The sequence below is a fragment of the Nocardia araoensis NBRC 100135 genome (assembly GCF_000308435.1).
In the GTDB taxonomy this organism is placed as follows: domain Bacteria; phylum Actinomycetota; class Actinomycetes; order Mycobacteriales; family Mycobacteriaceae; genus Nocardia; species Nocardia araoensis.
The window spans coordinates 57,454-75,730 of record NZ_BAFR01000206.1; the positions used below are offsets into that span (position 1 = coordinate 57,454).

At 67.5% G+C, this 18,277-nt stretch carries 20 protein-coding genes; 13 read left to right on the forward strand and 7 right to left on the reverse strand.

Annotated features, from left to right (window positions below; genetic code table 11):
- Nucleotides 1-101 precede the first annotated feature (101 nt).
- Nucleotides 102-896, forward strand: a complete 795-nt coding sequence (locus ON21_RS27685; RefSeq protein WP_039802553.1) for a thioesterase family protein — start codon at nucleotides 102-104, stop codon at nucleotides 894-896.
- Between the two features lie 126 nt (nucleotides 897-1,022).
- Here ON21_RS27685 and ON21_RS27690 read toward each other — a convergent pair whose 3' ends face one another.
- Nucleotides 1,023-2,249 (reverse strand): helix-turn-helix domain-containing protein, encoded by a 1,227-nt coding sequence (locus ON21_RS27690; RefSeq protein ID WP_039802555.1) that lies wholly within the window; start codon nucleotides 2,247-2,249, stop codon nucleotides 1,023-1,025.
- Between the two features lie 232 nt (nucleotides 2,250-2,481).
- Here ON21_RS27690 and ON21_RS39700 point away from each other — a divergent pair, with 232 nt between their 5' ends.
- From ON21_RS39700 to ON21_RS27710, 4 genes are all read left to right on the forward strand, one after another.
- A complete protein-coding gene (locus ON21_RS39700) occupies nucleotides 2,482-2,751 on the forward strand; it encodes a hypothetical protein (protein WP_039802557.1) in 270 nt (89 codons plus the stop codon).
- A gap of 70 nt (nucleotides 2,752-2,821) precedes the next feature.
- Nucleotides 2,822-3,016, forward strand: coding sequence for a hypothetical protein (locus ON21_RS27700; protein ID WP_039802559.1), 195 nt, complete (start codon nucleotides 2,822-2,824; stop codon nucleotides 3,014-3,016).
- A 124-nt stretch (nucleotides 3,017-3,140) separates the two neighbouring features.
- A complete protein-coding gene (locus tag ON21_RS27705; protein ID WP_039802561.1) occupies nucleotides 3,141-3,941 on the forward strand; it encodes an inositol monophosphatase family protein in 801 nt (266 codons plus the stop codon).
- Between the two features lie 87 nt (nucleotides 3,942-4,028).
- Nucleotides 4,029-4,214, forward strand: a complete 186-nt coding sequence (locus tag ON21_RS27710) for a hypothetical protein (RefSeq protein WP_157170986.1) — start codon at nucleotides 4,029-4,031, stop codon at nucleotides 4,212-4,214.
- 254 nt (nucleotides 4,215-4,468) lie between these two features.
- Here the strand turns inward: ON21_RS27710 and ON21_RS27715 are convergent, their stop codons facing one another.
- Complete coding sequence (locus ON21_RS27715; protein WP_039802565.1) at nucleotides 4,469-5,245, reverse strand: MBL fold metallo-hydrolase; 777 nt, start codon at nucleotides 5,243-5,245, stop codon at nucleotides 4,469-4,471.
- A gap of 51 nt (nucleotides 5,246-5,296) precedes the next feature.
- Here ON21_RS27715 and ON21_RS37410 point away from each other — a divergent pair, with 51 nt between their 5' ends.
- Nucleotides 5,297-5,683: a MerR family transcriptional regulator gene (locus ON21_RS37410; protein WP_157170987.1), complete on the forward strand. Its 387-nt coding sequence runs from the start codon at nucleotides 5,297-5,299 to the stop codon at nucleotides 5,681-5,683.
- Between the two features lie 76 nt (nucleotides 5,684-5,759).
- On the opposite strand, the gene ON21_RS27720 is transcribed toward ON21_RS37410, so the two are convergent.
- Complete coding sequence (locus tag ON21_RS27720; protein ID WP_039802567.1) at nucleotides 5,760-6,167, reverse strand: VOC family protein; 408 nt, start codon at nucleotides 6,165-6,167, stop codon at nucleotides 5,760-5,762.
- A 57-nt stretch (nucleotides 6,168-6,224) separates the two neighbouring features.
- Nucleotides 6,225-6,869 carry a TetR/AcrR family transcriptional regulator gene (locus ON21_RS27725; RefSeq protein ID WP_039802569.1) on the reverse strand — a complete coding sequence of 215 codons (645 nt, stop codon included), beginning with the start codon at nucleotides 6,867-6,869 and terminating at the stop codon, nucleotides 6,225-6,227.
- Between the two features lie 85 nt (nucleotides 6,870-6,954).
- On the opposite strand from ON21_RS27725, the gene ON21_RS27730 reads away from it, so the two are divergent.
- Nucleotides 6,955-8,037, forward strand: a complete 1,083-nt coding sequence (locus ON21_RS27730; protein WP_039802572.1) for an epoxide hydrolase family protein — start codon at nucleotides 6,955-6,957, stop codon at nucleotides 8,035-8,037.
- Nucleotides 8,038-8,143: 106 nt separating this feature from the next.
- The gene (locus tag ON21_RS27735; protein ID WP_039802574.1) at nucleotides 8,144-8,767 is read left to right on the forward strand and encodes an NAD(P)-dependent oxidoreductase; all 624 of its coding nucleotides are present in this window, start codon (nucleotides 8,144-8,146) and stop codon (nucleotides 8,765-8,767) included.
- Nucleotides 8,768-8,790: 23 nt separating this feature from the next.
- Here ON21_RS27735 and ON21_RS27740 read toward each other — a convergent pair whose 3' ends face one another.
- A complete protein-coding gene (locus tag ON21_RS27740; protein WP_039802576.1) occupies nucleotides 8,791-9,927 on the reverse strand; it encodes a GTP-binding protein in 1,137 nt (378 codons plus the stop codon).
- 89 nt (nucleotides 9,928-10,016) lie between these two features.
- Between ON21_RS27740 and thiD the strand changes: the two genes are divergently transcribed.
- Nucleotides 10,017-10,862 carry a bifunctional hydroxymethylpyrimidine kinase/phosphomethylpyrimidine kinase gene (thiD, locus tag ON21_RS27745; protein ID WP_039802578.1) on the forward strand — a complete coding sequence of 282 codons (846 nt, stop codon included), beginning with the start codon at nucleotides 10,017-10,019 and terminating at the stop codon, nucleotides 10,860-10,862.
- Between the two features lie 156 nt (nucleotides 10,863-11,018).
- Here the strand turns inward: thiD and ON21_RS27750 are convergent, their stop codons facing one another.
- On the reverse strand, nucleotides 11,019-11,765 hold the full coding sequence (locus ON21_RS27750) for a TetR/AcrR family transcriptional regulator (RefSeq protein WP_245562758.1): 747 nt from the start codon (nucleotides 11,763-11,765) through the stop codon (nucleotides 11,019-11,021).
- 110 nt (nucleotides 11,766-11,875) lie between these two features.
- On the opposite strand from ON21_RS27750, the gene ON21_RS27755 reads away from it, so the two are divergent.
- The 4 genes from ON21_RS27755 (at nucleotide 11,876) to ON21_RS36095 (ending at nucleotide 17,688) form a co-directional block, all read left to right on the forward strand.
- Complete coding sequence (locus ON21_RS27755; protein ID WP_051021409.1) at nucleotides 11,876-13,138, forward strand: bifunctional glycosyltransferase family 2/GtrA family protein; 1,263 nt, start codon at nucleotides 11,876-11,878, stop codon at nucleotides 13,136-13,138.
- Nucleotides 13,135-15,279 carry a glycosyltransferase family 39 protein gene (locus ON21_RS27760; RefSeq protein ID WP_039802580.1) on the forward strand — a complete coding sequence of 715 codons (2,145 nt, stop codon included), beginning with the start codon at nucleotides 13,135-13,137 and terminating at the stop codon, nucleotides 15,277-15,279. The genes ON21_RS27755 and ON21_RS27760 overlap by 4 nt, the downstream gene beginning before the upstream one ends.
- A gap of 284 nt (nucleotides 15,280-15,563) precedes the next feature.
- Nucleotides 15,564-15,929, forward strand: a complete 366-nt coding sequence (locus ON21_RS27765) for a hypothetical protein (RefSeq protein ID WP_039802582.1) — start codon at nucleotides 15,564-15,566, stop codon at nucleotides 15,927-15,929.
- Nucleotides 15,930-16,347: 418 nt separating this feature from the next.
- Nucleotides 16,348-17,688 (forward strand): glycosyltransferase 87 family protein, encoded by a 1,341-nt coding sequence (locus ON21_RS36095; protein WP_051021410.1) that lies wholly within the window; start codon nucleotides 16,348-16,350, stop codon nucleotides 17,686-17,688.
- On the opposite strand, the gene ON21_RS27775 is transcribed toward ON21_RS36095, so the two are convergent.
- On the reverse strand, nucleotides 17,659-18,273 hold the full coding sequence (locus tag ON21_RS27775; RefSeq protein ID WP_039802584.1) for a TetR/AcrR family transcriptional regulator: 615 nt from the start codon (nucleotides 18,271-18,273) through the stop codon (nucleotides 17,659-17,661). The genes ON21_RS36095 and ON21_RS27775 overlap by 30 nt on opposite strands.
- Nucleotides 18,274-18,277: the final 4 nt, after the last annotated feature.

Genomic DNA, 18,277 nt, shown 5'->3' on the forward strand with positions numbered 1-18,277 from the left:
GCCCGAAGGACGGACAGCGACGTGAGCGAGCGCCAGCGAACGAACCGAGGACACGGCACAAGGCCGCGGACCGGGAAGCCGAGCGCCGGAGCAGCGCAGTCATGAGTGACGCCTTCTACCTCCCCGATCCCGATCGGCCGGACCGATTCGTCTCCACCGAGCTCACCCGCGGCCCTTGGTCGCCGGACGCCCAGCACGCGGGCCCGCCCTCGGCGCTGCTCGGCCACGTGATCGAGCGGTGCGAGCCGCGGCCGGGGTTCCAGGTCGGCCGGGTCGCGGTCGAGATCCTCGGCCCGGTGCCGCTGGAACCGCTCACCGCCCGGGCGCGCGTCGCACGTCCCGGCCGCAGCGTCGAACTCATCGAAGCGACGCTGTCCACCGAGCGCGGGCCGGTGATGCGGGCGAATGCCTGGCGATTCAAGCTGGCCGAGCCGGAATTGCCACTGCCGAACCACTTCTTGCCGACCGGCACCCGCCCTGGCCCGGAGCAGGCGGACGCGCCCGAGCCGTTCCCGTCCACCCAGCCGATCGGCTTCCACACCGCCATCGATTACCGCTTCGTCAGCGGATCCTTTGCCGAGCCCGGCCCGGCGATCTGCTGGATCAGGATCAAGCACCCGATCGTCGCCGGAACCGATCCGAGCCCGCTGGAGCGCACCCTCGCGGCCGCGGATTCCGGCAACGGCGTCAGCGCGGTCCTGGACTGGTCGAAGTACCTGTTCATCAACACCGACCTGACGGTCACCCTGCACCGCCAGCCCGCGGGCGAATGGGTCTGCCTCGACGCCGTCACCTACCCCCAACCCCATGGCATAGGTATGGCGGAATCAGCGCTCTACGACGAAAAGGGCCCCTTGGGCCGCAGCACGCAAACCCTCTTCCTCGGCACCCGATAACCGAGGCAGACCCACTCGGCGTTCGTCACCGACGCGTTCACGGACGGGTCTGGATCTGCTGGATTGCCCAATCTTGTGGTTGTAGCTTCGACGCGACTGACAGCCGTCAGGGCGAGAGGTCGGCAGCTACACGAGTACGCCGACGCGGCGGCTCAGGTTCCGCACGTCGCGGCTCATCCCCGTCGGCGGGTGCTGCACCAGGTCGTGGATCATCTCCCGCGCGAACCCGTTGTATCGAATGGTCTCCGGCGCTGTCTGCTCCGACCTCTCCAGCATCGCGAACACCGCTGCGGACTCCCGCCGCTGCGCATGTGCCCGTGCGACCTCGATGTAGTGGCGGCTACGGCGCGGCACCGACACGATCGTCTCCGCATCCACATTCCCCGCCGCACGAAGAGCCTCTGCCGAACGCCGCAGCTCCACACCGAGCGTCGTCGCATGGGCCGTCATCACGGGCATGGAAAACGATGACTGCACATGCCGATACTCTCGACCCAGATTGCGGGCCATCGCGTCGGCCGACTCCCAATGCGCCCACGCCTCCCCATAGCGGCCGCGGCGACCGTGCACATACGCGGCTTCGGCTTCGAGAGCACCTGCGATCCCCCGCCAATCATCCGGTGTCTCATCCCTGCTCAGATAGGGCTCCAACTGGCCCAGCGCATCGCGGATCAGGTCGAGCGCTTCCTCCCAGCGGCCGGAGTCCCGCAGCGCCTGCGCCATCGCCCATGTGCTGCACGCGATCACATACGGATCATCGGCTTCGAAGCCCTCGTTCATGGCACGGTCGGCGACCAGCCAGACCAGTTCGGGCGCAGGCTGATAAGCGACGAAGAAGTCCGCGAGCTGATACACACCTGCGAGCACACGACGCGCTTCTCTACGACCCGCCCCTGGAATGCGCGCCGCCTGCTGCGCGTCGCGGATAAGGCCGGGCAGCAGCGCCCCCAACTGGGTGCGGTGGTCGGGGCTACTGTGGCGAATCTTCCACGCCTGAGCCAATCGGATCGCCAGGTGCTCGACGCTGGCCGGGCGTGGGCTCGATGTCATCCGGTAGTCGGTGAGTGCGCGACGCACCTCGGCGAGCGCTTCATGTTGCGCACCGGCGAAGACCGCCACCGACACCGCATGTCCGTTGCCGGTCAACTCGGCTAGGTCCTTCACCTCGAGAGCTTGCGCGATTCGCAGCAACATCGGCAGCTTCGGAGGTTGAAGGCGACCTGCCTCAACAGCTTTGATCCACTCCGCCGACCGGCCGACAAGTCCGGCCAGGACAGGCCGCGACATGCCCGCACGCTCCCGCAGGGCCTTGATCCGCTTACCGACAGGTGCTTCATCCCAGGGGTCCTGCATGGCGCCCTCCTACGCGACGTGCCCGTGTGAGTAAAGAGTATCGGACCAAATGCGAACGGATGGTACGAAATGTACCCGGCCCCGCCTGGCGCATCCCTACCGTAAGTCGCAGCACTCGATATCGGGTCCACGACCACGACACCGGACTCCAGGTCGTAAACGGTTCAACCGAAAGCCACCCGCATTGAGTGCCTATTCGATTCGACAGAACAAACGCGCAAGGGGGTATCAGATGTCCGCGGATATTTCAGCGGTTTTGATTATGGTTGCCGCCGTCGTGGGCGGATTCATTCTCTTGTTTTGGGTGCTGCCATGGATGATCGACCATCGGCCCCAGGAGCCCGATCACGCCGCACCATCCATTCCCTACCCTGTGGATGAAGCCCACTTGGTCATGCAAGACCACCTCGACTGCGACGCCACCTCATGCGAGGCGCGGGCGCACGCCGTTCGCGTACTGCGTGAGGCGGGGCGCATGGTGCCCGCGAGGGACGACCGATGATTGCCCGGCGGGTTACCTGGGGAGCGGATCTACTTGCGGGCGTCTCGAGCACCGCATCGGTGGCGATGACATGAGCGAACCCATCGGGATGATGCAGTCGCACATCGACGGCTCGATGTACATCGTGGGCCCGGATGGAATGCCATACACGGCTGAGGAGTACCTCGACCTGCTCAGGGAAGCGAACGATCGGTCACCGGAGCATCTTCAGCGCATCGCCGACGCAATCCGGGAATGGGCAGGTCTATCGAATGACACTCGGTGAAGCGAACCCACGGAAAGGTCGAGATCTGTCGCATCGACTAGCCGTTGCCAATCCGGGCAGATAAATTGCAGGCCATGCGGCAGTCCGAAAGTAATGTCGTCCAGCGCTAGGAGGTCGCTCCGGTATGACAGCGAGTCTAATCGAATTACTCGAAATCGCTCGTTCGGCCGTTGAGCGGGGGGCTGAACTTCTCCACACCGCCGATCGAGGAACCATCCACACCAAGGGCGATCGCGACTACGTAACCGGCCTGGACCATCGAATCCAAGATGACATCAGGCGGTATCTGGCCGACGCGACACCCGAGTGCGGGTTTCTCGGTGAGGAGCTCGATGACAGGTCGCCCGCACACAAGGCGCGGTATATGTGGGTTCTGGATCCGATCGACGGAACATCCAACTTCATTCACGGGCTGCCGCTGTGCGCTGTATCGCTGGCTCTCGTGCACAACGGCGAACCGGTGATCGGAGTCATCGGCGCACCGTTCCTCGGCCTGGAGTACTACGCGGCCGTTGAGCGCGGCGCGTGGAGCAATGACAAGCCGATCCGAGCTAGCGACACCAAAACTCTCCGCCAAGCGATCGTTTCCATCGGAGACTATGCGGTCGGGCAGGGGGCGGAGCCGGAGAACGAGCGCCGCATCGCTCTCACCGCCGCGCTGGCGGCAACTGTCGAGCGGGTACGAATGTTCGGATCCGCCGCCCTCGATCTGGTGTGGGTTGCCGAGGGGCGGACCGACGCCTGCGTCATGCTGTCCAACAAGCCTTGGGACACGGCGGCCGGCGTGCTCATCGCCCGGGAGGCGGGCGCTGTTGTCCTCGACTCGAGCTCTCGCCGCCACAGCCTCGACTCTCCGGACACGATCGCCGTCTCGCCCGCCATCGCCGACGAACTCATGAACTTGGTCAACGAATCGATCTATTGATCCTGACGAGCCCGACCAGGAGCAATTTTGATTATCGCCGCCGCCGTTGTGGGCGGATTCATTCTCTTGTTTTGGGTGTTGCCATGGATGATCGACCCTGAGCCTCAGGAGCCCGAGCACGCCGCACCATCCATTCCCTACCTGGTGGGTGAAGCCCATTCGGCCATGCAAGACCACCTCGACTGCGACGCCACCTCGTGTGGGGCGCGGGCGCACGCCCTGCGCGTGCTGCGTGAGGCCGGGCGCATGGTGCCCGCGAGGGACGACCGATGATCGCCCGGGTTACCCGAGAGCAGACCTACTTGCGCGAGATGGGTTCGCACGGTGGCGATGTCGAGTTAGAAGAAAAGGAAAATTGACAGCATCGAGGGGGTCGAGCATGGGGTCGATTTCGACCGATCACGATGCCGTCGTCGTGGAGTCGAATGCGATCCGGGATGCAGACCATTTTTTGGTGCGGCGAAGGTGCTCCGTCCGAGCGAGGACGTCGGCCTTGGTGGCAGTGGGCTGGCGGCTGGGGAACCACCTCAGTCGCCCACCGCCGCGATACCCGGGTCGTGTGCGTTGACGAGCCGAACCGACCCCTCTGCGGCCAGTTCGGCCAGCAGCCGCTGCGTGTGCAGTCTTGCTACTTCATCGTGCTGCGTAGACGCGGCGAACGCCTCGACCGCCGCGGGTGCGGTGCAAGCGAGTTGGGCGTGGTGGTGGATCGCATCACCGACGTGCAGAAGTTCCCGACCGGCATTTGGGTCGGCGATCACTACGCCGGCGTGGCCCGGCGAGTGGCCCGGCAGAGCGACCAGCCGGACCGATTCCGGAATGTCTTCCAGCGTCCAGGTGGAAAACCCCCGCCAATCGGCAGCCGGCTTCGGTGTCGGAGCCCACAGCACCCCATGGGACCACTGTGCGGGGATGACTCGGTCCTTGCCCTCGTCGACTACGGCTCGGCACGCGGGGCTGGCGTGCACGCGCACCCACGGGAAGTCGGCCAGGCCGCCGACGTGGTCGCGGTGGTGGTGGGTGAGGACCACGTCGGATAGATCGCGCGGATTGCGCCCCAACGCCTTCACCTGGGCCAGCAGGGTCTCGCTGGGGTCCAGCGCCGGGTTGACGCGGCTCAGCCAGTCCTGCCCCAAACGTTCCTCGGGAGACTCGATGTCCTTGTGGCCGATACCTGTGTCGACAGCGACCAGGCGGTCGTCCACCTCGATGAGCAGGCAACGGCAGATGAAATGAGGAACGCCGAAGACAGCCTCGCCGCCGGGGACGTTGAGGGTTCCGCAGTTGATTTCATGGATTTGCACTCACCAGATGCTAGAAGTTCGTGTCGACACGAAGTCAACGACAATGGTCCCGTGCCCAAGGAACTACTGAGCATCGGTGACGCCGCCGAGTACCTCGGGGTATCGACCCACCTTCTGAGACATTGGGAAACCGTGGGAATAGTCACCCCGCATCGCACAGCGGCCGGGGCTCGACGTTACGACGCGCAATCACTGGATGCACTATCCATCGCCCTCAGGTGCCAACAGGCGGGCATGCCGCTCGACGTGATCGCTCGCCTGCTCAATGGCGACCGCGGACAACGCCGACAGCTGGTCGCCGAGCAGCGCGAGGCAATCAACCGGCAACGCGCCCGACTCGCACAGACCGCCAACTACCTCGACCATGTCTTGGAGTGCTCGCATCCGATCGTGCGTGATTGCCCCGCATGCCGGGACTTCGCGGCATCAACGTCCTGACCCGCAACAACTAGGGAGGCGGTCGGGCAGGAGGCGCTGCCGGAGAACGAGCGCCGCATCGCCGGTCGAAATCAGGTCACGGGCGGGTCGAGATCTGCTGGACCCCCCAGCCGTTGCCGTCCGGGTCGGTGAAGAAGAAGAATCCGACGTTGTCCAAGGGGTCCGGCATGGGGGTCGGGTTTTCCCCGAGGACTTGGATTTCGGTGACCTCGACGCCGCGCGAAGTCAGCTCCTCGTGGGCTTTGCGCAGGTCGTTGACCACGAGTTGCAGGCCTTGTTGCGATCCGGGCGTCATGTCCGGCACAGCGCCCTTGCCGATCACGACCGAGCAGCCCGAGCCGGGCGGGGTGAGTTGCACTATGCGCGCGTCCTCGCCGATCTTCGTATCGTGGTCGACGGCGAAGCCCAGTTGCTCCGCGTAGAACCGCTTGGCCCGGTCGATGTCCGACACGGGCACGATCACGACCTCGAGCGTCCAGTTCACGGCACTTCCTTTCGGTGGACTATTCGTACCAGTGCGGACGGGTTCACACCGGGAGATTCATCGCCGTGCCCAACGCCAGGAGAACTCGTCGGGCGCGGGTGGCGGGCCGGGGAGTTCGCCGTCGGCGCTCAGTCCGGCCAGCAGCATGGCGAGTACGCGGCGGCGCAACTGGGCGGTGCGCTCCGGACTCGGGACCGCGACGGCCGCGCAGGACTCCAGAATGAGGCCCAGATCTTGCGGGGTGACGTCGGGACGCAGCTTGCCGGTGGCGTGGACGCGGCGGACGATCTCCTCGGTCGCTTCGCCGGAGCGCCGCACGTCGGGCAGCATCGAATCGTCAGGGGTGAAGGTGCCCGCAAGGTGCACGGTGAGCGAGTGGACGTCCGCGTCCACCACGCGCTCCAAGAAGCCGACGAGTCCGCGCCACCCGTCCGGATCCTCCAGCGCCGCTTCGGCTTCCGCGTTGTACCTGCGCAGGCCGCCATGGCAGAGCGTGCGCAGCAGCACCTCCTTGCTGGGATAGCGGCGGTAGAGCGCGCTGATCCCGACGCCGGCGCGTTCGGCGACGGCGGAGATCGGGGCCGTGGCGTCGGCGAGGAACACCGCGCGGGCGGCCTCCAGGATCAGCCCGTCGTTGCGGGCCGCCTGCGCCTTACGGCCGGGTAGACCCTTCTGAGCTGGGGCGTCGGATGTCTTCGGCATGGATCAAGGATATCACTTGAAACGGAATGATCCGTTCTGATACAGTTCAAACAGAACAGAGCATTCCGTTTCAAAGGAGCCGCACATGACCGCGATCACCCCCTTCCGCATCGACATCGACCAGGCCGAGCTGGACGACCTGCGCGACCGGCTCGCGCGCACTCGCTGGGCCGAGCAGATCCCCGGCTCGGGCGACACCTACGGGGTGAGCGTCGAGCGGGTGCGTCACCTGGTCGGATACTGGCGCGACGGGTTCGACTGGCGCGCGGTCGAGAACGCGGTGAACGCCTACCCGCAGTTCACCACCGAGATCGACGGTCAGAACATCCACTTCCTGCACGTGAAATCCGCGCGAGAGGACGCCTTTCCGCTGATCCTCACGCACGGCTGGCCCGGCACCTTCGTCGAGTTCGTCGGCATCATCGAGCCGCTCACCGCGGCCGGATTCGATCTGGTGATCCCCTCGGTGCCGGGCTACGGATTCTCCGGTCCCACCACCGAGGCGGGCTGGAACGATGCCCGGATCGCCCGCGCCTGGGCGGAGCTGATGCGGCGGCTCGGGTACAGCCGCTACGGCGCGGTGGGCAACGACGGCGGATCGCAGATCTCGCCGCAACTCGCACGCGTGGCGCCGGAGCACGTGGTCGGCGTGCACGTCACGCAGGTGTACTCGTTCCCCTCCGGGGATCCGGCCGAGCTGGCCGATCTCGACGAGGACGAGCAGCGGTCGCTGGCCACCCTGGACTGGTTCGTGAAGAACAAGATGGGCTTCAACGTGCTGCAATCACAGCAGCCGCAGACGCTGGCGCATGCGATCACGGATTCGCCCGCCGGACTGGTCGGCTGGAACGGGCAACTGCTCGGCCCGGACCTGGACGACGACTTCGTGCTGACCAACATCGCGATCCACTGGCTCACCCGCACCGCGGGCTCGGCGATCCGGCACTACTTCGAGAAGGACAAGGCCGAGCACCCCACGGCGCCGAGCACGGTTCCGCTCGCGCTGTGCGGCTCCACCGGTGACTTCCACGGCATCCGGCGCTTCGCCGAGCGGGACCACAACATCGTCTCGTGGCGCACGCACGACGTGTTCACCCACTACCTGCACCATGTGGCGCCCGCGCTCATGGCGGAGGAGATCACGGAGTTCTTCGCCCCGCTGCGCTGAGACAGTCGCTTATGGCATCGAGAGTCGCGGCCATGGTTCGTCTCGATTCCCGCTGATGTACTGGATTCATCAACAGCACAACAGCTTTCGAACCAGGAGAGAAACCATGAGAATCGCGGTCTTCGGAGCCACCGGTACCGTCGGTCGTCTCGTCGTCGAGCGGGCGCTGCGGGAGGGTCACGAGGTGACGGCCTTCACCCGCAGCGCCTCGAGCGTCACGCAGCGGCACGAGCGGCTGCGCGTCGTGGAAGGCGATGTGCTGGACACGAATTCGGTGCAACGCGCGGTGGAGGGGCAGGACGCGGTGCTGGTCTCGCTCGGCAACGGCCGCAACGGCGTGGTTCGGGCCGGGGGAACAAAAGCGATCATCGACGCGATGCGGCGCACCGGCGTGAAACGACTGATCTGCCAGACGACGCTCGGCGTGGGCGACAGCAGGGGCAACCTGAACTTCCTGTGGAAGTACGTGATGTTCGGGCTGCTGCTGCGCCCCGCCTACGCCGATCACGTCGTTCAGGAGGAGCACGTCATGGCCAGCGACCTGGATTGGACGATCGTGCGGCCCAGCGCGTTCACCGACGGCCCGGCCACCGGCAGCTACCGGCGCGGGTTCCCGGCGGACGAGCGCGGGCTCACCCTGAAGATCGCCCGCGCCGACATCGCCGAGTTCATGATCGAGCAATTGACCGACACCACCTACCTGCGCCAAGCGACCGGCATCTCGAATTGAGCGCACCGTGCGGGGAGCAAACCTCACACGTGCTCGTGTAGTTCGCCCCAGGCCGGGAAGGGATCGGGATACTCCGCCCAAGCGCCCGGCCCGTCGGCGAACTCCGCATCCGTGAGCAGCGCGCCGTCCAGCAACGCGCGCACCTTGTCGCAGTCCAGCTTTATCCCGATGAACACGATCTCCTGCCCCGGCGGCACCTCCAGCGACGACCACCAGGCGGCGGGTTCGAATACCAGGTTCGGTCCCGCTTGCGACCACACCGCGGCCAGCGTCGAGCGGCTCGCGATCCAGCAGAACCCCTTGCTGCGCAGCAGACCACGCAACCGCTCCAGCGCGTCGGAGAGGCGCAGCGGATGGAACGGCCGATCGGCGGTGTAGGTGAGACTGCGGATGCCGTACTCCTCGGTCTCCGGCGTGTGGCCGCCGGCGAGTTCCTCCGCCCAACCCTCGGCCTCCGCGGCGATCAGCGGGTTGTAGCGGCCGGTGCCGAGCACCTCGGACAGGTCGACCACGCCGTTGCTGGTGCGCAGCACGTGAGCCCGCGGATTGAGCCTACGCACCGTGGCCTCCACCGCGCCGGCCGCCGCGGCGCCGACCAGGTCGGTCTTGTTGACCAGCACGACGTCGGCGAATTCGACCTGATCCACCAGCAGATCCGCGATGGTGCGCGCGTCGCCGTCGCCCGCTTCCAGATTCCGCTCGGCCAGCGCTTGGCCACGGGCCACTTCCGCGAGGAAGGTCGAGGCGTCGACCACGGTCACCATGGTGTCCAGCCGGGCGATGTCACCGAGCCGGAATCCGTCCTCGAACTCCCAGTCGAAGGTCGCGGCCACCGGCATCGGCTCGGAGATGCCGGTGGACTCGATCACCAGCTGATCGAACCGCCCCGCGCGGGCGAGCCGCGCCACCGCCTCGATCAGATCCTCGCGCAGGGTGCAGCAGATGCAGCCGTTGGTCAGCTCCACCAGCTTCTCCTCGGTGCGGTCGAGGTGGCCTTGGCCCGCGACCAGCGCGGCGTCGATGTTGACCTCGCTCATGTCGTTGACGATGACCGCCACCCGGCGGCCCTCCCGGTTGGCCAGGATGTGGTTGAGCAGCGTCGTCTTGCCCGCACCGAGGAAGCCGGACAGCACGGTGACGGGAAGCGGATCGGAGTTCATGCGATTAATGATAACGATTTTCATTTGCTATCGGTCGGCGGGTCCGGTTGCCCGTGGCGAGAGGACGACGTCGCCGTAGGGTTTGTGTCGTGAAATTGCTGCCATTGCCCGCCGAGGGGCAGACCCCCGTCCGGGCGCTCACCATTGCCGGTACCGATTCCGGCGGAGGCGCCGGAATCCAAGCCGATACCCGCACCATGGCGCTGTGCGGCGTGCACGCCCTGGTCGCGGTCGCGGCGGTGACCGTGCAGAACACGGTGGGCGTCAGCGGTTTTCACGAGATCCCGCCACAGGTGGTGGCCGATCAGGTGCGCTCGGTCGCCGGGGATATCGGCGTCGGCGCCGCGAAGACCGGCATGCTGGCCTCCACCGCGATCATCGAGGCGGTCGCGGCGGTGTGCCAGGAGGTCGGCATCGGCGGCGACGGTGAGATTCCGCTGGTCGTCGATCCGGTGGCGGCCTCGATGCACGGCGACCCGCTGCTGCACGCCGAGGCGCTCGACGCGCTGCGCGGCACCCTGATTCCGCTCGCGACCGTGGTGACCCCGAACCTGGACGAGGTCCGCCTGCTCACGGGCATCGACGTCGAGGACGACAATTCGGCGCGACGCGCGGCGGAGGCGCTGCACAAGCTGGGACCGCGCTGGGCCATCGTCAAGGGCGGGCATCTGCGTTCCTCCGAGTACAGCACCGACCTGCTGTTCGACGGCGAGCAGTTCCTGGAGTTCACCGCGCCGCGCATCGCGACCGGCAACGACCACGGCGGCGGGGACACGCTGGCCGCCGCGATCGCCTGCGCGCTGGCCCACGGCTATCCGGTGCCCGAAGCGGTCGAGTTCGCCAAGGAGTGGACCTATCGCTGCCTGGCCGCGTCCTACGATCTCGGCGCGGGCCACGGGCCGGTGTCCCCGCTGTGGCGGTTGCATCGGGGCTGAACGCCGACCGCTCGGCGCACGCCGTTTCTTGTCGGTGGGCGCTGCGATACTGAGAACGTCGCCGATACGGATGGCCTCAACGGCGAGGCGATCGGAACAACGAGGTTCGGCGTGGACGCGGCAAGACCTCGGCGCCCGGCCCGGGGGGCGCTCCGGTCACAACGTGGAAAAAGCGAGGTGCAGCGGACGATCGGCCGCGATGGCGATGCCGTGCAGCCGAGCGCTCGCCGTCACCAGCGCGAAGATGATCTCGCTCAGATAGGCGGCGAACTGCTCGACCGTCAGGGCAGGCGGTTCCAGCCGGTTCACGCCCAGCCACCAATCGGTGGCCGAGGCCACCGCGCCGAAGATCGAATAGATCACCAGCTCCATGCTCTCGACCCGCACCGACTCGTCGTCCACCACCCCGGCGAACAGCTCCGCGGCGCGCCGGGCGGACTGCCTGGCCGATCGCAGCGCGCCATCGGCCTCGTCGGACCGTTGCGTGAAATGGCTGTGCAGCATGAACCGGAAGACGTTCGGCTGCCGCGACACCACGAGCACGTATTCCGACGCGGCGCGGCGCACCAGGTCACCGGCCGAGTCGCCGGTCAGGTCGAAGCTGGTCATGACCTGTTCCCAGAGCAGGTCGCGAACCCGGTCCACGATCGCGTTGTAGAGATCGGCCTTGTCCTCGAAGTGGCGATACAGCTTCGGCTTGGCCGCGCCCGCCTCCTTGGCGATATCGCCCATGCTGACGGCGGGACCGAACTTGTCGAGGGCGCGCAACGCCGCGTCGACGAACTCCTCGCGCACCTTCCTGCGATGCTCGCGCCAGCGCTCGGTGCGCGCGTCCACGCGTTTCGGCGGCTGGTCGTCTTCCGTCCGGCCGCGCAGCATCACGAATCCGGATGCTACCTGCACCGTTCGATAGCCGGGCGGCTGCCGGGCTCGCACCCGCCGATCCCGGGCTACCAGGAACCTCACAGCTGAGCCCCAGCCCGGTGGCAGTGTGGCCATCGACTCTGGTTCGCATGACCGAGACTTCGACCGTCGCGGCGACGGAACGGACCGAGACCACGGGCGCGCCCGTGCTGGACGTGGTGATCCCCGTCTACAACGAAGAGACCGATCTCGGCGTGTGCGTCCGCAGACTGCACGCCTACCTGCGCGACGGGTTCCCCTTCCCGGCGCGTATCACGGTCGCCGACAACGCGAGCACCGACGCCACTCTCCAGGTCGCGCGACTGCTCGCCGAGGAACTGGACGACGTGCGCGTCGTACACCTGGACGCCAAGGGGCGCGGGCGGGCGCTGCGCGCGGTGTGGGAACGCTCGGACGCGCAGGTGGTCGCCTACATGGACGTCGACCTGTCCACCGACCTGAACGCCTTGCTCCCGCTGGTCGCCCCGCTGATCACCGGGCATTCCGACCTGGCCATCGGCACCCGGCTCGACGCCGCGTCCCGCGTGGTGCGCGGGCCCAAGCGCGAGATCATCTCCCGCTGCTACAACCTGCTGCTGAAGGCCTCGCTGCGCGCCCACTTCTCCGACGCCCAGTGCGGTTTCAAGGCGATGCGCGCCGATGTGGCGCGCCGTCTGCTGCCGCTGGTGCACGACGGGGAATGGTTCTTCGACACCGAACTGCTGGTGCTCGCCGAGCGGGCGGGTCTGCGGATCCACGAGGTTCCGGTGGACTGGATCGACGATCCGGACAGCCGCGTCGACATCATCGACACCGCGCGCAAGGACCTGCTCGGGATCTGGCGGCTGGGGCGGGCGCTGGCGACCGGCGCGCTGCCACTGGAGGAACTGCGCCGCTCGGTGGGCCGGGAACCGCTGGTGCCGGGCGTGCCGTTGGGCATGGTGGGACAGCTGGTGCGGTTCGCGATCGTCGGTGTGCTGAGCACGCTGGCCTATCTGCTGCTCTATGTGGCGCTGCAACCAATGACCGGCGCGCAGGTGGCGAACTTCGCCGCCCTGCTGATCACAGCCGTCGGCAACACGGCGGCCAACCGGGCCTTCACCTTCGGCGTGCGCGGCTCGAACGGGGCCGTGTCGCACCAGTTCCAGGGCCTGGCGATCTTCGGCATCGGGCTGGCGCTCACCAGCGGTTCGCTGTTCGCACTGCATCGGTGGGCGCCGGACGCCTCGGTGCAGCTGGAGCTGTTCGTCTTGGTGGTGGCCAACCTGGTGGCGACGCTGTTGCGCTTCGTCGGGCTGCGCTGGGTGTTCCGCGACAGCGCAGGCAATCGTGAGTCGAACGCATCGGCGCCCACTGTGGGGGGCGGCCGATGACCGCGACTCTGACCGCGCAACCGGTCGCAGCCGAACCTTCGCCACGGGCCGAGCGGAACTGGGAGTATCCGGCGCTGGCTGTGCTCCTGCTCGGCACGGCGGTGGCCTATCTGTGCAACTTGAGCTCGAACGGATGGGCCAATTCGTTCTACTCGGCCGCGGTGCAAGCGGGCTCGGTCTCGTGGAAGGCGTTCTTCTTCGGATCGTCCGACGCGGCGAACTCGATCACCGTGGACAAGCCGCCCGCCTCGCTGTGGTTGATGGAGCTGTCGGTGCGGGCCTTCGGACTCAACAGCTGGAGCATCCTGGTGCCGGAGGTGCTGCTCGGTGTGGCGAGCGTGGCATTGCTGTGGGCGACAGTGCGCAGGCCGTTCGGGCCCGCGGCCGGATTGCTCGCCGGGTTGGCGCTGGCGGTGACGCCCGTCGCCGCCTTGATGTTCCGGTTCAACAATCCCGAAGCGCTGTTGGTGTTCTTGATGATCGCCGCAGCCTGGGCGATGACCCGGGCGGTCGAGGACGGCCGCTGGCGCTGGCTGGTGCTCACCGGAGCGCTGATGGGTTTCGGCTTCCTCACCAAGCAGTTGCAGGTGCTGCTGGTGGTTCCGCCGCTCGCGCTGACCTATCTGCTCGCGGGCCCGCCGAAACTAGGCAAGCGCATCCTGCAACTCCTCGCGGCCGGAGCCGCGATGGTGGTGGCCGCGGGCTGGTGGCTGCTGGCGGTGGAGCTGTGGCCCGCCTCGTCCCGTCCGTGGATCGGCGGTTCGCACGAGAACTCGATCCTGGAGCTCACCCTCGGCTACAACGGGCTCGGCCGGCTCAACGGCCACGAGCGCGGCAGCGTCGGACCGGGCGGTGATCTTCCGCCGGGCGGCAACGGCATGTGGGGCGAAACCGGCATCACCCGGATGTTCGAGCCGGCGCAGGGCGGTCAGATCGCCTGGTTGATCCCCGCCGCGCTGGTCGCGCTCGTCGTCGGGATCCTCCTGCGCGGGAAGGCTGCTCGCACTGATCGGCAGCGCGCTGCGCTCGTTCTCTGGGGCGGATGGCTGCTGGTGACCGGGCTGGTGTTCAGCTTCATGGCCGGGATCTTCCATCAGTACTACACCGTGGCCCTGGCTCCGGCCATCGCCGCGCTGGTCGGCGCGGGCGCGGCGCTGGCGTGGCGGGGACGGCATCGGCTGTGGGTGCGACTGGCGTCGGCGCTCGCGGTCGGCCTCACCACGGCGACCGCCTGGATGTTGTTGTCCCGCAGCCCGGAATGGCAGCCGTGGCTGCGCTGGACGGTGCTGGTCGTCGGAGTGCTCGCGACGCTCGCCGTGCTCTTCCCCGCCCCACGCAAGCCGGCCGTGGCGTCGGCGCTGGCCGTTGCGTTCACTTTCCTGGCCGGACCGGTCGCCTACGCCGTCGACACCATCGCGACGTCGCACGCCGGTTCCATCCCCTCCGCCGGACCGAATGTCGCGATGCGCGGCAGGCCACCGTGGGGCGAGGGCATGCCCGGAATGGGCCGGCGCATGCAGGACGGAACGGGGACCACCGGCCGCGACGGCGCCGGGCAAGCGCCGGGCGGTACGCCGCCGGATGGCGGCGCGCCGGGGATGGGTCCGCAGGGCACGGCCCCGGACGGCCGAATGCCGCAGCCGGGCAGTCATTTTCCGGGAATGGGTCCGCAGGGCAACGCACCCGGCGGGCAGGCACCGAACGGCGCGATGGTTCCCCAAGGGCAGGGTATGCCCGGCGACGGCGGTCCGGGCCCCAATGGCGGCGGTGGCATAGGCGGCCTGCTCGGAGCGAGCGAACCGAGCGCGCAGATCGTGTCCTTGCTCGAGCAGAACGGCGGCGACTACACCTGGGTCGCCGCGGCGATCGGCTCGAACAGCGCCGCGGGGTTGCAGCTGGCCACCGAACTTCCGGTGATGCCGATCGGCGGCTTCAACGGCAGTGATCCGTCGCCCACGCTCGAGCAGTTCAAGCAGTATGTCGCCGAAGGGAAGATCCACTACTTCGTCGGCGGCGGCCGTGGCGGACCCGGTTCATCCAGTTCCTCGCCCAGTGCGCAGATTTCGCAGTGGGTCGAGGAGAACTTCACCGCCATCCAGGTGGACGGGGTCACCTTGTACGACCTGACCGCCACCCGCTGAAACCACGCGGTGCGGTCCCGCCGCCCTGCATTCCCTCGGGACCACACCGCCTTCGCAGTGTTCAGCGCATTCCCCTGCGTCCGCTGAACACCGCATCCGCACCGGCGTCAGCCCTCGGCGCCGGTGCGGATCGCGACCGGCACGGCCGATTCGGCTTCCCGCTCTTGGCATCCCACTATTGGCATCCCGCAAAACTCCGGCGATGATGATCGGACGTCCGACGGCTCCGGCCGGGAGTCCGGACCATCAGGTCTCGTGTCCACCGCGAAGATGCAGGGAAACAGTTGAACGCTTTCACGAAGCTGGCCGTGACGGTGGTCAGCGCACTGGTCGCGACCGCGCTCACCGTCGGATTCGCCGCCACCGCGTCGGCCGCGCCCGCCGATCACGCCGAACCGATCGCCGCGGCGACCAGCGAGGCCCCGCAGGTGAGCTACATCAAGGCGTGCCTGCCGCCCGGCGACACGATCGAACTGCGTACGGGAATCGGCGCGGCGATCGGCGCCGCCATCGGCGCGCTGGTCGGCCTGCCCGTCTTCTTCGTCGGCGCGATCCCCGGCGCGATCATCGTCGGCCTCATCGGCGCCGCCATCGGAGCCTCCTCCTACGCCATCGATTCCGGCCGCCTCGAGCAGCAAGGACTGTGCTGATCAGTTCCGGCGTGCGAGCGCGCATCAGCCGCGTATAGCGCGATCGACGGGTCTCGCGTTGCGCGGGAACGCCACTTCGCCCGCGAGGCACGAGGCACGAGGTGGCAGGGTGAGCGCCCGGTCGGCAAGCATGGCGGAAGTAGCTGAGCCGTAAGTTGATACGTGGTTCGTGCCGGGCGTGGGTTGTCTATAGCGCCCACGCGGAGTTACGTGGTCACGCGGATCGGGACATCTGGCAGCGCTACACGGCACCGAAGCCAAAAGTGATACAAGTTACAGTTCCAAACGGTACTACTACTTTTGTAGTAACCGTATCTTTAGACGAGCTCACGGTTTCAGCGTTGCCCTCGGGACCGCGCCGATCACGTTCTCCGGCAAGGGTTCCGCCGATTCGATCGCACCTGATGAAGGAAAGTTCATGGCAACTGTCGCACCGGCGACAACTGTCGTTGTCACGCAGGCGACGGAACTATCGACCGCGCGTAGCCGGCCGCCGCGGGCCGGGCTCGCACTGGGCGCGGCCATCGTGTTCACAGCGGCCTCCCTGACGGCCTGGTTGCTGTTCTTGCGGCCGAACTGGGAAATGTATTGGCACCAAATAGACTTGCAGGTCTATATGTGGGGCGGCAACGCCGCCGCGCTGCACCCGGCCCAGCTGTATACCGCGCGTGGCCCGATGTTCCTGCCGTTCCTCTATCCCGTCTTCGCCGCGTGGGTCTGCGCCGAACTGGCGCGATTCCCGATCAACTACATCGGCACCGGCATGGTGGTCACGACGCTGCTCTCCTTGTATGTCAGCGTCTGGTGCACCGCTGTGCTGATGCGGTACCGCCGTGGACTCGGCATGGTGGCGATGACGCTGGCCGTCGGCAGCGCCGCGCTCTGGCTCGAACCCGTGCAGCAGACCTTCCGCTTCGGGCAGATCAGCATGATCCTGATGGCGATGGTCCTGGGCGACCTCGCCCTGCCGAAGCACCACTGGAGTCGCGGCATCCTCATCGGCATCGCCACCGGCATCAAGCTGACGCCCGCGGTGTTCGTCGTCCATCTGGTGATCACCCGCCAATTCAAGGCCGCCGCCGTCGCCGTGGGCGCGTTCGCGGCCACGGTCGCGGCCGGTCTCTGGTACCGGCCGACCGAGGCGATCCAGTTCTGGACCACGACAGTGGCGTCGCAGAACCGGATCGGCTTCGCGTATGTGCAGAACCAGTCCCTCAACGGTGTGCTCGGCCGCCTGCAATGGACCACGTGGGACAGTCACGTGCTGTGGCTCTTCGGCGCCGGTGGGCTCGGTCTGGCCGGGTTGGCCGCGGCGCGGATCGCCCACCAGCGGGGGGACGAGATGCTCGGCATCCTGCTCGCGGCCGGTGTGACGCTGCTGTGCTCACCGATCTCCTGGACCCACTATTGGGTGTGGATGGTGCCCGCGCTCGTCTGGGCGGTGCACGCGCTGTCCCGCCGATCCTGGCGAGCCGGGATCGCCGTGCCGGCGGCGATCACGCTGTTCGCCTTCGCTTGGCCGATGCAGGTGGACTCGATCGGATCATGGGACCGGACGCTACCGCTGCTTCCGCAAGGCCTGATCTGGTTCGTCCCGCAGACCAACGGCCGGGAATTCCATTGGACCGTGATGCAATTCCTGGTCGGCAACTCCTACGCCCTGCTCACCCTCGCGGCCATGGTCGCCGCGATAGCCCTGCTCCTGTGGAGACCGAACCAGGACTCCTGCTCAGCGAGGCGCGTGCAAGGCGGCGTGTAGCGTGGCCGCCCACTGCTCGACTATCCGCTTGCGGCGGGCCGAATCGTCGGTGAGGACGTCGGCCAAGCCCAGGCCGCGGGCCATGTCGAGGGTCGCTTGGACCAGGTGGTGGGTGACGGGATCGGAGTCGTCCACGCCGAGGGCCTCGATCGCGCGACGATGCGAGGCACGCCCGAAGCGGGCTTCCAGCGGCACGATCCGTTCACGCAGGACCGGGTCGGCGGCCGCGTGCGTCCACACCTGCAACGCGGCTTTGAACAGCGGACTGGTGTACGACTCGACCAGCCCAGCCACCACCGCCTCCGTGCGGGCGACGCCGTCGCCGAGCTCGGTCAGCGTCGACGCCTCCTGGACCGCCTGCCCGCTGCGCGTGTCGAACATGTACTCCAGTGCGGCGGTGATCAGATCCTCCCTGGTGGGAAAGTGATGCTGCGCCGCGCCACGCGACACCCCGGCCCGTTCGGCGACGACCGCGACCGTCGCGGCCGCCCAGCCCATCTCGGCCAGACAGTCGATGGTCGCCTCGAGCAGGCGCTGCCGGGTGGCTCGGCTGCGGTCCTGCTTGGGTTCGTGGGGTGTCGCCATGGTC